This window comes from Pilosibacter fragilis (assembly GCF_032490495.1).
Lineage (GTDB): Bacteria > Bacillota > Clostridia > Lachnospirales > Lachnospiraceae > Pilosibacter > Pilosibacter fragilis.
The window spans coordinates 97,326-109,684 of sequence record NZ_JAVYJB010000006.1 but is presented as its reverse complement, the minus strand read 5'-3'; the positions used below and the strand labels follow the sequence as shown (position 1 = coordinate 109,684).

At 47.9% G+C, this 12,359-nt stretch carries 11 protein-coding genes; 8 read left to right on the top strand and 3 right to left on the bottom strand.

Annotated features, from left to right (window positions below; all coding sequences use genetic code 11):
* The first annotated feature begins 205 nt into the window (after positions 1 to 205).
* The 5 genes from tnpA to ABCW45_RS07495 all read left to right on the top strand — a co-directional run bounded on the left by tnpA (position 206) and on the right by ABCW45_RS07495 (position 6,271).
* A complete protein-coding gene (tnpA, locus tag ABCW45_RS07515) occupies positions 206 to 616 on the top strand; it encodes an IS200/IS605 family transposase (RefSeq protein WP_425518596.1) in 411 nt (136 codons plus the stop codon).
* A gap of 13 nt (positions 617 to 629) precedes the next feature.
* Complete coding sequence (locus ABCW45_RS07510) at positions 630 to 1,886, top strand: RNA-guided endonuclease InsQ/TnpB family protein (protein ID WP_343220568.1); 1,257 nt, start codon at positions 630 to 632, stop codon at positions 1,884 to 1,886.
* A gap of 282 nt (positions 1,887 to 2,168) precedes the next feature.
* Positions 2,169 to 3,830 carry a DUF5722 domain-containing protein gene (locus ABCW45_RS07505; protein WP_343220567.1) on the top strand — a complete coding sequence of 554 codons (1,662 nt, stop codon included), beginning with the start codon at positions 2,169 to 2,171 and terminating at the stop codon, positions 3,828 to 3,830.
* A 215-nt stretch (positions 3,831 to 4,045) separates the two neighbouring features.
* Entirely contained in the window at positions 4,046 to 4,459 is a 414-nt protein-coding gene (locus tag ABCW45_RS07500; RefSeq protein WP_242998060.1) for a DUF6465 family protein, read from the top strand.
* A 321-nt stretch (positions 4,460 to 4,780) separates the two neighbouring features.
* On the top strand, positions 4,781 to 6,271 hold the full coding sequence (locus ABCW45_RS07495; RefSeq protein WP_343220566.1) for an RsmB/NOP family class I SAM-dependent RNA methyltransferase: 1,491 nt from the start codon (positions 4,781 to 4,783) through the stop codon (positions 6,269 to 6,271).
* 196 nt (positions 6,272 to 6,467) lie between these two features.
* Here the strand turns inward: ABCW45_RS07495 and ABCW45_RS07490 are convergent, their stop codons facing one another.
* Complete coding sequence (locus ABCW45_RS07490) at positions 6,468 to 7,391, bottom strand: RluA family pseudouridine synthase (protein WP_343220565.1); 924 nt, start codon at positions 7,389 to 7,391, stop codon at positions 6,468 to 6,470.
* A gap of 203 nt (positions 7,392 to 7,594) precedes the next feature.
* Here ABCW45_RS07490 and ABCW45_RS07485 point away from each other — a divergent pair, with 203 nt between their 5' ends.
* Together ABCW45_RS07485 and ABCW45_RS07480 are read left to right on the top strand one after the other, a co-directional pair.
* On the top strand, positions 7,595 to 8,980 hold the full coding sequence (locus tag ABCW45_RS07485) for a D-alanyl-D-alanine carboxypeptidase family protein (protein WP_117566350.1): 1,386 nt from the start codon (positions 7,595 to 7,597) through the stop codon (positions 8,978 to 8,980).
* A gap of 175 nt (positions 8,981 to 9,155) precedes the next feature.
* Entirely contained in the window at positions 9,156 to 9,758 is a 603-nt protein-coding gene (locus ABCW45_RS07480; protein WP_117469353.1) for a hydrolase, read from the top strand.
* Between the two features lie 182 nt (positions 9,759 to 9,940).
* On the opposite strand, the gene ABCW45_RS07475 is transcribed toward ABCW45_RS07480, so the two are convergent.
* Positions 9,941 to 10,315 carry a NusG domain II-containing protein gene (locus ABCW45_RS07475; protein WP_343220564.1) on the bottom strand — a complete coding sequence of 125 codons (375 nt, stop codon included), beginning with the start codon at positions 10,313 to 10,315 and terminating at the stop codon, positions 9,941 to 9,943.
* A gap of 90 nt (positions 10,316 to 10,405) precedes the next feature.
* Positions 10,406 to 11,434, bottom strand: a complete 1,029-nt coding sequence (locus ABCW45_RS07470; protein ID WP_343220563.1) for an FAD:protein FMN transferase — start codon at positions 11,432 to 11,434, stop codon at positions 10,406 to 10,408.
* Between the two features lie 193 nt (positions 11,435 to 11,627).
* Between ABCW45_RS07470 and ABCW45_RS07465 the strand changes: the two genes are divergently transcribed.
* The gene (locus ABCW45_RS07465) at positions 11,628 to 12,146 is read left to right on the top strand and encodes a Gx transporter family protein (protein ID WP_117469355.1); all 519 of its coding nucleotides are present in this window, start codon (positions 11,628 to 11,630) and stop codon (positions 12,144 to 12,146) included.
* The last annotated feature ends 213 nt before the right edge of the window (positions 12,147 to 12,359 follow it).

The following is a 12,359-nucleotide window of genomic DNA, read 5'->3' as shown; positions in this document are numbered from 1 at the left end:
CGGGAATCCTCGGCAATTCAATTACCGAGATGAAAGCGCAGGATTGTGCATATCTGCACATCATAAATAGTATAATAAGATTTTTTACTATTCGCATTTAAGTCATTTAAGTTTATGACATCAGTGCTGGAATATACAATAAATAATTCGAACATACTTTCGGCTTCTTGTTGCATGCTTTTGCTTGGCATGATATACTATATGCATGAAAGAAAATCTAATACATTACAGAACCTGTGTGTGTAATATTAACTACCATATGGTATGGTCAGTGAAATACAGACGGAAGATATTAAGCCCAGAAGTTGAGGAATATCTGCAGGAACTAGTGCAGCAGATAGCTGACGATAAAGGCTTTACCGTTCATTTGCTTGAATGTGGTGAAGGAGATCATGTCCATTGCTTTGTATCAGCTCCACCAAAGCTGTCAATAACAGCAATTGTCAAGTATCTGAAGGGGATCACCGGCAGAAAATTATTCGAACTTTTTCCGGAAATAAGAAACCAGTTGTGGAAGGGAGAACTGTGGAACCATTTCTATTATGTGGAAACGATCGGAGCGGTATCTGAGGAAAATATTCGCCGTTATATTGAGCACCAGAGTAAATCATACTAGAAAGGAGGTAAATATGCTGTTAACACATGAAACAAGCATTGTATTAAACAAAAATGATGCCAATATTGTAGGGCACATGTGTTATGCGGCTTACAAACTTTGGAATGTCTGTAATTATGAGAGAAACAACTACAAAATCCTGGGACTGGAAAAATATCCGGACTGGTATTATCAAAAGTCAAAACATAAAGATGATCTGTGGTTCAAATCACTCCCATCACAGACCGCACAGGAAATCTGCAAACTTTTGGATAAGTCATGGAAATCCTTTTACCGGCTTAAAGAAAGTGGTGGTATCGAGAATCCGGGATCGCCAAGATACAAGAAAGATAAAATGCCAATTACCTATATGCAAAATGGCATTCAACATGAAAGAAATTCTTCCCATGTAAGACTTTCTTTACCGAAAAAGCTGAAGGAATATATGGCCGATATCTATGATATTCATGCTGCATACCTTTATTTGAAAAATCCTGTTTTTTCAAACATGGATACCATAAAACAGATAAAAATATACCCTCCGGCAAATGATGGAACCAGCAGAATTCTTGTTATCTATGAGGTGGAAGATGTTTTGCCTGAAGAAAACAATGGGCGTTATCTGTCGATAGATCTTGGTTTGCATAATCTTATGACCTGTTATGATAATGCAGGAAAAACTTTTATTCTTGGGAGAAAATATCTTTCACTTTCTTATTTTTATAACAAGGAAATTGCAAGAGTCCAGTCACAATGGGACAGGATCCGGTCCGCACGGGAAAAGGAGTGCTCGAAAACATCTAAACATCTGCTGAAGCTCTATCGGAAGAAAAATAACCGTATCAAAGATTATATACATAAGATGACCCGGTATATTACGAACTATTGCGTGAAGAATAATATTCATACGGTTGTAATCGGAGATATAAAGGGGATTCGCGAAGAAAAAAATCTGGGAAGGAAAACGAACCAGAAGCTTCACAGCCTGCCATATGCCCGTATCTATATGCAGTTAGAATATAAGCTTAAAATGCAAGGGATTCGCCTGATAAGACAAGAAGAAAGTTATTCTAGTCAATGTCCGCCACAGTCAGAAGAAGTATCGCGCATTTATGCAGAGAAAAAGAATCGGAAGAAGCGCGGCATCTACATTGTAGATACCGTGATCTACAATGCAGATGCAGTAGGTGCTTATAACATCTTAAGAAAATATCATGCCGTATCCGGCGAAGAAATTGATATGCCCGTAACCGGGCTGAAGAATCCAGAAATAATAAAAGTAGCTGTGTAACCCATTCGGGTAGCAGTAAGGGTGTTATGGACGCACCTCTGAAACTATGAAGTTATGCTTCGTAATCAGATGCTCGGTAATTCAATTGCCGATGTAGTTCACCATGACGGAAAGAATGTGCTTATATTTTGTATCAAAATCGGTCGGTTCCGGCGGTCCTGATGCCGCAAAGATGGCGAAAAAGGCGGCAGATTGCCGTAAAATCGTAAGGGAATCGTAATTGAATCATCAAAACCCAGATGATAAAATAGTTTAGGCAAAAAAGAAAGGCGGGAAAACGACATGAAAAAAAGAACATTATTCCGCAGCGGTGCGGCGTTTCTTATGGGACTTCTGATGACCGCGGCGGTGGGATGTTTCACAAGCTTTGCTTATGACAGCGCAAGGCTGAAGGCTTGTTCAGTAGAGAACGGAAACAGCATTTCCGTCACAGGAACAGCCACGGCCGGCGCTTTAAATGAGGGGGAAACTCCGGATGATGGCTATTATTATCTGTTCGAGCTTCACCCATATGAGTCTGAGATAGGCTCCAGAACGGACTACATCGCATGGAGCAACAAATCCGACAAGTTAAAATTCACCTTAAAATACAGCGGTGATTCCACGGATACGATGCTCTATTCCAGATTCGTGGTTGCGTTAAAGACCGGCAGCACCTACACCCCGATCAGCAATGCGATCTATGTGACGAACCCGGGCGATGTGGCAAAATATCGCGAGGATTACCCGGAGCCGATGAGCAAAAAAGGACTTCTGATCCAGCTCGATATGCTCGGCGACGCGCTGAACCTGGGCGTAAAGCACACGACGGTCAATATCCCGTATCACCAGCTTGTGGGCGGTAATTTAAAATACAAATACAACGGAAAGACCTACAACTTCAACGGTGATCTCATCAAGGATTATGATAAGATGATCAGTGCGTTCTCCGCGAAAGGAATCGTTGTGACGGCGATCCTTTTAAATGGCTGGAACGACAACTACCCGGAGCTTCACGAAGCCGGGCTTGCGAAGAGAAAGGAAGCTTTCTACTACGGTTTTAATGTCTCCACGGAGCAGGGATATGAGACGACCCGCGCGCTGCTCTCCTTTATGGCAGAGCGCTATTCCGGTGCCCACGATGACTATGGCCGTGTCAGCAACTGGATCGTCGGAAATGAGATCAACAACAACTTAAACTGGAACTACACCGGTCCGATGGACATTGATTCCTATACAAAGCTCTACTCAAAGGTATTCCGTGTGGCCTACACAGCAATCAAGAGCCAGAGCCGCAACGCGAGAGTATTCTTCTCCACAGACTATGAGTGGAAGCGCGCAAACTCCAACCTGATGTATGGCGCAAAGGACTTTATTGACCGCTTCAACGCCGATATCCGTGACGAGGGGAATATCGAGTGGGGACTTGCCTACCACCCGTACCCGCATCCGATGACGGAGCCGGAGTTCTGGGATGATGATCAGACGGGAGCTGTCAATAATACCGAAGATTCACCGGTCGTAAACTTCAAAAACCTCAACGTCCTGACGGATTACTTCCAGAAGGATATCATGCGCGATGCAGGCGGAAATGTCCGTCATATCATTCTCTCTGAGGAGGGATTTACATCAAAGAGCGCGACCCGGGGAGATGTCTATGATATCCAGGCGGCGGCATTTGCCTACGCGTACTATCTTGTGGACAACAACCCGTATATCGACGCGTTTATCTTAAACCGTCAGGTCGATGCGGTGATCGAGGTAGAGCAGTCCTGCTCGTTTGGTCTCTGGACAGTTGACATGTCAAGCCCGAACAGGGTCATCGCCGTTATGCCGAAGAATATTTACAACGTATTCAAATATATTGATACAAATAAATCTCTGAAGTATACGGAATTTGCGAAGAAGATCATCGGAATCAACAAGTGGAGCGATGTGATCCCGGGATTTAAGCTGCAGGAATAATTCAAAAAATAAAGCTGGTATTTTGATCCGGCAGGATACTTTCGGATATGTGTTCTGCCGGATCTTTTTTGCTTACAAATACCAGTTTTACGGGATTTTATTGACAAAATCCTAACGAGGGCTTATAATGCGCTATGACGATTATTTAGTACGACAACTCAGGAAATGACAGGAAAACAGTTTTGTGTGTCAACATTTTTCAGGAGGATATCATTATGGCAAAGAAGAATCCAATCGCAGCCGCAGCAAAGAAAATGGCTGCAGCACCGGTTAGCAATAGCACTGTAGAAGTAAAGGCAGCAGAGACAAAGACAGTAAAGGCAGAAGCAAAGGCAGAGGCTCCGAAGGCAGAAGCTAAGAAAGCAGAAGAGCCGAAGAAAGAGACAGCAAAGAAAGCTCCGGCAAAGAGAACAACAGCAAAGGACATCAAGACATCCGTAGTTGTACAGTTCGCCGGCAGGGAAGTTACAGAGAAAGACCTCATTGCAGCTGTTAAGAAAGCCTACACAAAGAAAGGCAACAAAGTCGGCGATATCAAGACCATCGAGATCTATGTAAAGCCGGAAGAGAGCGCTGCTTACTATGTAGTAAACGGTATCGGCGCAGACGATTACAAGATCGAGCTGTAAGTTGAGATGATAGTTTAGCTATGTCCGGATGGACATATGGCTGGGCAAATGTGTTTAGACACAGTCTTGCAGATGGATATATCCTGGATGTGCCGCCTGCAAAAGAACAGAAACTGTAACTGTTCAGTAGGTCTGCGCCCTTGCTGCGCTGACCGTAAGAAAACATAGGCTGGAGGGCAAAAATCCCATCAGCGAAGCTGATCTGGAATGGATTTTTGCGTGTAACTATGAAGGTACTGAATAGTTACCAGAAACTAGGACTTTAGGACTTGAGCGCCCGCTGGGATCATCCCCGGCGGGCGTTTTTGAGATCAGGAGATTATGGAAAAAGAAACGAAGAGAGAGCTGCCGGAAGCGTTCGTGGAGAAGATGAAAAAGCTTCTCGGCAGTGATGCGGAATCATTTTTTAAAAGCTACGACGCGGAGCGGAAATTCGGTCTGCGGGTCAACCCATTAAAGCAGAAGAGCGGGGAGATGCCGGAGGAAGGAGAACCCCTTGGAGATTACCTGAAGGGACTCGCAAGAGTTCCCTGGGCAGAAGAGGGATTTTACTACGAGGCAGACATGCGCCCGGGACGCCACCCGTTCCACGAGGCTGGGGCATACTATATCCAGGAACCAAGCGCCATGTCTGTGGCAGAAGCACTGTCTCCAAAGCCCGGAGAGCAGATCCTGGACCTCTGTGCGGCGCCGGGAGGGAAATCCACTCATCTTGCCGGAAAAATGGGAGGACATGGGCTTTTAGTCTGCAATGAGATCCATCCTGCCCGCGCAAAGATCCTGTCCCAGAATATTGAGCGCCTCGGTGTGGAGAATGCCGTGGTGACGAACATGGATCCGTTCCGGCTTGCCCCGGAGTTTCCGGAATTTTTTGACGGGATCGTGGTGGATGCCCCGTGTTCCGGCGAAGGAATGTTCCGAAAGGATGAGAATGCCAGAAATGAGTGGAGCCCAGATCATGTAAAACAGTGCGCGGGGCTGCAGGACGGGATCTTGGACTGTGCGGCGGCGATGTTAAAGGGTGGCGGGCGGATCGTTTACTCCACCTGCACATTTTCGCCCGAGGAGAACGAGCAGAGCATAGCAAGATTCCTTGAGCGCCATCCGGAGTTTTCAGTGGTGCAGCCGGAGCTTGCAAAATATTTTTCCGCCGGTCACCCGGAATGGGCAGATGGGAACGAGGAGCTGAAAAAGACCGTGAGGATCTGGCCGCATCTTGCGGACGGAGAGGGGCATTTCATGGCGCTGCTTGTGAAAGGTGAGAGATCCTGGGATGCTGTGGAACGTACAGAGAACGCAGACGGAAAGAAAAACAGCAAAAAGGGCGGACGTAAAAACGGACGTGCGAAAGAGGATGCGGCGCTCACGGAAGCGGTCGCTGCGTTCCGGGCATTTGAAAAAGAGAATTTGAAAGACATGGAACATCTGGAAAATGGAAAGAAATTTCTGATGTTTGGAGAGAACCTGTATCTCGTCCCGGAGGTGATGCCGGGTCTTATGGGGCTTAAGGTATTGAGACCGGGCCTGCACCTTGGAAGCGCGAAAAAAGACAGATTTGAGCCGTCCCATGCGTTGGCTCTGGCACTGAAAAAAAGTGATGTGAGACAGAGTGTGGAGGTCGGATCGGAGGATCTTGCGCTGCGGTATCTCCGTGGAGAGACATTGCGGGCGGAGGATCTTGAAGAACCGAACATCCCGGCAAAAGGCTGGGTTCTTGTGACTACCGGCGGCATGTCACTGGGGTTTGCGAAGGCGGCTGGCGGGATGCTGAAGAATCACTATCCGAAAGGACTTAGGATTCAGGGTGGTTGATGATACGCATTAAGAGATAAGTTTTTGCTTTTACATTACTGTAAAAAGGATATAGAGCCAGAAAAGAACCGGACATGGAAACAAGCGAAAACACGCTTCGCGAGTTTCCCCTTGTTATCGCGACAGTCGCCAAGGTCCCGCGCATGCGCGGACTTTGGCTCGTTGTTCGCGTAAATAAGATCCGCCGGGATCTGCCTTAATAAAAGACAGGACCTGACGGATCTTTTATGTTTGGAAACAGTTTCCTCATGTCCCCCGGCAGCGGGGCGGAGAACTCAAGCTTTTCTCCGGTCACCGGATGGGAAAAGCTTAAATATGTGGAATGGAGCGGCTGACGGTCGATAAAACGGTAGTCCGGGCAGTAGAGAAAATCCCCTGGCAGCGGATGCCCGATGGCTTTCATATGGACGCGGATCTGGTGTGTCCTTCCTGTCTCCAGGAGGAGGCGGATGAAGGAGAGGTCAGCGTTCTTGTTGTAGGCAAATGTCCGGTAATGGGTTATAGCGGTCTCACCCCGCTCTGGATCCAAGACCCGCTCGATGGTGGAGCCGTCCTTTCTTGCGATCGGAAGATCGATGGTGCCGGATGCGTCCGTCTTCCCGGAGACGATGGCGGCGTACTCCCTGTGAATCGTGTGGTCCTTCACGGCATCAGAGAGAACGCAGGAACTGTAGGGATTCTTTGCGAGAAGCACAAGCCCTGATGTGTCCCGGTCCAGCCGGTTTACGGCCCGGAACACGAAAGGAGACTCCTCATTCCTGTAATACCATGCAATCCCGTTTGCCAGGGTATTCTCATAGTGTCCCTGGGACGGGTGGACCGGCATTCCGGCAGGTTTATCGATCACGAGAACATGTTCGTCTTCAAAAACGACGGAGAGGTCCATGGGAACAGGGACAATCTGGTCGGAAGTTTTTTTCTCCGTGACATGGACGCGCAACTGATCTTTCGGCTGAAGGACTGTGTTGGAAAAAACAGTTTTTCCGTTTAGGAGAAAACTGCCCTCGGTGTTTCGAAGATGAACCACCAGGCGGGAAGAATAGCCGGAATCCATGAGAAAGGCGGCGATGGAACGACCGCTGTCGGCTTCTTTAATTGTGTAAATCAAAACGATATTCATGATAAATCCCTTTTTATTTAAAAATATAATAATTCAACACACCAGATGTCCGCAGATATTTCGGCTGCATAACATCACGGACACGTAGAAATGATCTCAAAGTTATTTCAGCGTATTTCATTGTATCATAGGAAAAATTGTCCGGCAAGTCTCAGAAAACATCCGCATATGCTGTTACAAATATGCGGCGGAAGTTCTGAAAAATGTGGAAAAATAAAAATATAGCAGGAATGGTGCTGGCGCGGCTCAGTGAATGGACCTTGGGGAAAGAAAAGGAAAAACGCAGACCCGGACCATCCCCGATTCTGCAGTTGTGCCTGGGGGGACTCCTGCTTTTGGCAGCGGCAGTTCCCGGAGATCATTTATACAGGGAAAGCAGCGGGCTGCAGGCTGCACAGGATCCGGTCGTATCGGTGATCCGGTCCGAGAATGGGGAGACGCTGGAATCAGCGGTGGTGCGATCGAAGGTGAAGACCGATCCGCTGAACCTGAATTCTCACTCCGCTGTCCTGCTTGACGGCGATACAGGGCGGATTCTGTACGGAAAAAACGAGATGGAAGTCCTTCCCATGGCCAGCACCACGAAGATCATGACCTGCATCCTTGCCCTGGAGAATGCCGGGCTGGACACGGAAGTCGGGATCTCAGACCGGGCGGCGACCATGCCGGAGGTGAAGCTGCATGTGAGAGAAGGGGAGAAATACCGACTGGAAGACCTTCTTTACTCCCTGATGCTGGAATCCCACAATGACACCGCAGTGGCCATCGCGGAAGCGGTCGGGGGCAGCGTGGAAGATTTCGCGGACATGATGAACAGGAAGGCAGCGGAACTTGGCTGTGATGATACATATTTTCTGACGCCCAACGGGTTGGATGCGGAGGATAAGGAGAGTGGGAAGATTCATTCCACCACTGCGGCAGACCTGGCGCGGATCCTCAGATACTGCATCGTGCTCTCCCCGGCAAAAGAAGAGTTCCTTGCCATCACAAGAGCACCGTCCCACGCCTTTTCCGACCTTTCCGGGATACGGAGTTTCTCCTGCGTCAATCATAATGCTCTCCTGACATCCATGGAAGGTGCGGTCAGTGGAAAGACCGGATTCACGGGAAAGGCTGGATACTGTTATGTTGGTGCAGTGAAAAAGGGGAAGAAGCTGTTCATAGCGGCGCTTCTGGGCTGCGGGTGGCCGCCCCACAAGACCTATAAGTGGCAGGATGTGCGGAAACTTGTGACATACGGGGATAAAAACTTTGAGTATAAGGAGATAGAGAAAAAGGGACTCGGGGAGGAAACTGCAGTTCCGGTGGAAAATGGCGTGGGGTACAGGGTTAAGGTAGAGATCGGGACTGAAAACGCGGATAAGACCCCTCTCCGTGTTCTGCTGGGAAACGATGAGAAGGTCCAGGTAAGGACAAAGATCGCAAAATCGCTCCATGCTCCGGTCCGGGAAGGAACGCCGGTGGGACAGCGGGATTACATGGTCGACGGGATCGTCATCGACAGTGATCCGGTGGTGACAGCCGGGAATGTTGAACTTTGGGACTTTGAGTATGCGGAGAAGATCGTGATGGAAAAATTCTGGATGTAGAGGTCTATTTTTCCAGACATGAATCGATGAATGGGCCTGTTTTAAAATGTTATAAAAATCCTACTATCATACTTGAATTATAGGAATATTCTGTTATACTGATAAGAAAGATAATTGGTAACTATGAAGGTACATATCAGTTACAGAAAATTTATAAGTACGGAGGCATAAAATCATGCAGACAAAACTGACGAGAGAGGACGCCATCGCGCTCCTCAGAAAATACAACAAAGAGCCATTCCATATTCTCCATGGCCTGACTGTCGGGGGCGTTTTAAAATGGTACGCGAATGAACTCGGATACGGAGATGAGGCCGGATTCTGGGAGATCTGCGGAATCCTTCATGATATCGATTTCGAGGAGTATCCGGAGGAGCACTGCCTGATCGCGCCGCGTCTTTTAAAAGAGGGCGGAGCCGAGGATGAGGTGATCCATGCGGTCTGCAGCCACGGATACGGAATCCACGAGTGGATCGACGCGAAGCCGGAGCACGAGATGGAAAAAGTCCTCTTCGCGGCAGATGAGCTGACCGGTCTGATCTGGGCGGCAGCGAAGATGCGCCCATCAAAGAGTACGAAGGACATGGAAGTGTCCAGCTTAAAGAAGAAATTTAAAGATAAGAAATTTGCTGCAGGATGTTCCAGGGACGTCATCACAAAAGGTGCCGGGAATCTCGGCTGGGAACTGCCGAAGTTAATGGAAATGACGATCCTCGCCATGAGATCCTGCGAGGATTCCGTTGCGGAAGAGATGAAGAAGATGGGGTTGGCGGAGTAAGAGCGTATTGCTGACCAGTATAATAAAAACCTGAGGAGCTGTGTTGAGACCTCTCAGGTTTTTTGCCTTCCGGCTTATGTTTTCTTACAGTCAGCGCAGTAAGTGCGCAGACCTGCAGAACAGTCACAATTTCAGACTAATTGTTCAGCAATTTTGCACGCTTACCGCACTGACTGCACTGTCTATTTTCTGCTCTTGATCTGTGCCGTCATCTTATTGGGCAGGCAGACGATGATCTCGCCGTCCAGATGGATCTTTCCCTGGTGGACACAGATCTTGTCGGGGCATGTGGCCTCGGAGACCCACGCCTCCCTATCTTTGATGATCAGGTGGTTTGTGCCGCCGGACACGCTGTCTATAGTGAGTTCCTGATCTTTTGCGAGATCGAGGATTTCGACTACTTTTCCATCGACGGAAACTTCAACGATCTCCGCAGGGCTTTTATGCATCAATTTTGCCCCGAGAAAAAGAAGAACGGCTGCCGCAAGTATTACGGCGATCAGGATCATATCCTGTTTTTTTAAAAGTTTCTGTTTCGTATCTTTGCTTTCTGTCATAAAAAATCCCTGAAAATAGTGTAATGGTAACTGTTTCGTGTTTTGCATCAGCGCCGGGCAAAAAATCCGGGAGACTGTCTGATCTAAATATTACTGTTTGATAATAAAGTCTTCCATTCCATCCGAATAGTAAACATTGTAATCCTCATCGATAAAGCATGCGTAGATTCCATCCAGGGAATTCGCAAGCTCCAGTCCTTTTTCCAGGCCAAGGGAAAAGCAGGTGGTGGAGAGACCATCCCCGTCAACGGACTCCTCGGAGAGGATCGTCACGGAGATCAGTCCATTATCGTAAGGATACCCGGTTGCCGGGTTTAAAATGTGATGGTAATTCTTTCCGTCGATCTCAAAATGCCGCTCGTAGACACCGGATGTCACGACGGAGAGATCCTTGATCCCAAGCACCTCAAATGTCTCATCCCTGTCCGCAAAAGGTTTCTGCAGCCCGATGTTGAATTTGCTTCCGTCCGGCTTTTCGCCCATGCAGAGGACGTTTCCGCCGAGATTGATAATGGCGCTCTCCACACCGGCATCCAGGAGCTGTTCCTTGATCCGGTCGGCGATATAGCCCTTCGCGATGGAACCCAGGTCGATGGTGGTATCCGGGGAGAGGAATGTCAGCGTATTTCCGGAGAGGACGAGGTTGTGGTAATCCACCTTCGGAATATCTGCTTCGATGTCTGCTTCATCCGGGATCACGGCCTCGCCGCTTGTGAAATTCCAGAGGGAACTCAACGGCTCGATCGTAATGTCAAAGGCACCGTCAGATTTCTCGCAGTATTCCAGACCTTTTGCCAGAAGCGCTGCCATGTCGTCGGAGACCGTGACAGTGTCGGAGGTCCGATGGTTGATCTTGTAGAGCTCGCTGGTCTCTAAGGTCTTGCTGAAAATATTCTCATACTCTTTACAAAGTGCCATCGAATCGTCTAAGATAGAGGAGTCGTCGGAATCGTAGAGCGTGATGGTGACGAAGGTGTTGAGCAGAAAATCGGAACGGCTGAGAGGAGTCTCCTGTGTGAGAAGTCCCGGTCCGCTGCTTGTTCCACATCCGCTCAATGTCATGCCGGAAACAAAGAGGAGACCGGCGGCACAGAGGCCAAATATTGTTTTTTTATTCATGTGTTATATACTTCCTGTACGATAAATATTATAAGCTCATTCGACAGCGGAAATTTTGTATATTAATACGAAAACGCAGACCGCAGCAGGCACTCGTGCCTGTCGTACAAAATATCAGAAGCTGCACTGCCGGATATCCGGTTTATTCTAACAAATGAACTTTTGAAAGTCAAGAAAGAGGAGAATAGATCCGATGAATCGAGAAAAAAAGGCAATAACTGTGGCATTGTATGGGCTCCTGATTGCCCTTGCCATGGTGCTGAGTTTTGTTGAGACAATGATTCCCATCCCGATCCCAGTCCCAGGCATAAAGCTGGGACTGGCGAACCTTGTAACGGTGGTGGGGCTCTATTTAATTGGAATCCCCGGAACTATCGCCGTGACCCTGATCCGCATCGTTCTTGTGGGACTGTCATTTGGAAATCCCTACAGCATGATCTATGGGCTGTCTGGAAGCTTTTTAAGCTTGTTTGTGATGGCGGTATTGAAGGAGACCGGAAAACTCTCCCAGGTCAGCATCAGCGTTCTTGGCGGTATTGCCCACAATATCGGCCAGATCACCTTTGCGGCAGTTATCGTCCAGACACCAGGGGTATTTTATTATCTGCCATTTCTTCTGGCAGCCGGATGCATCGCGGGAACACTGATCGGAATCGTCGGCGGAATCATTACGGAGCGGCTTCAGCGTGCGATGCGGGGGATAAAAAAATAAAATAGCGATTGTATTAGGGTGGTAAATTTATTATAATAAAATGTAACAGGTTGCAGGTGCGGCAATTTGTTCTGCAAAAAACGCGCTGCAAGTTTACTTGTATAAGTGTTTTTGCAGAGCAGATTGATATAGGGCGGCCGCCCTGTGCTTCTTGTTTTTGTGCAGCGAAAACAAGAAGATACGCACGTTATACTTAAATCTGTCAATATACCG

Coding starts and splice junctions, on each gene's coding strand:
- tnpA (WP_425518596.1), top strand. CDS start 206: ATGAAAGAAAATCTAATACATTACAGAACCTGTGTGTGTAATATTAAC.
- ABCW45_RS07465 (WP_117469355.1), top strand. CDS start 11,628: ATGAATCGAGAAAAAAAGGCAATAACTGTGGCATTGTATGGGCTCCTG.
- ABCW45_RS07480 (WP_117469353.1), top strand. CDS start 9,156: ATGCAGACAAAACTGACGAGAGAGGACGCCATCGCGCTCCTCAGAAAA.
- ABCW45_RS07475 (WP_343220564.1), bottom strand. CDS start 10,315: ATGACAGAAAGCAAAGATACGAAACAGAAACTTTTAAAAAAACAGGAT.
- ABCW45_RS07490 (WP_343220565.1), bottom strand. CDS start 7,391: ATGAATATCGTTTTGATTTACACAATTAAAGAAGCCGACAGCGGTCGT.
- ABCW45_RS07470 (WP_343220563.1), bottom strand. CDS start 11,434: ATGAATAAAAAAACAATATTTGGCCTCTGTGCCGCCGGTCTCCTCTTT.
- ABCW45_RS07510 (WP_343220568.1), top strand. CDS start 630: ATGCTGTTAACACATGAAACAAGCATTGTATTAAACAAAAATGATGCC.
- ABCW45_RS07505 (WP_343220567.1), top strand. CDS start 2,169: ATGAAAAAAAGAACATTATTCCGCAGCGGTGCGGCGTTTCTTATGGGA.
- ABCW45_RS07485 (WP_117566350.1), top strand. CDS start 7,595: ATGTGGAAAAATAAAAATATAGCAGGAATGGTGCTGGCGCGGCTCAGT.
- ABCW45_RS07500 (WP_242998060.1), top strand. CDS start 4,046: ATGGCAAAGAAGAATCCAATCGCAGCCGCAGCAAAGAAAATGGCTGCA.
- ABCW45_RS07495 (WP_343220566.1), top strand. CDS start 4,781: ATGGAAAAAGAAACGAAGAGAGAGCTGCCGGAAGCGTTCGTGGAGAAG.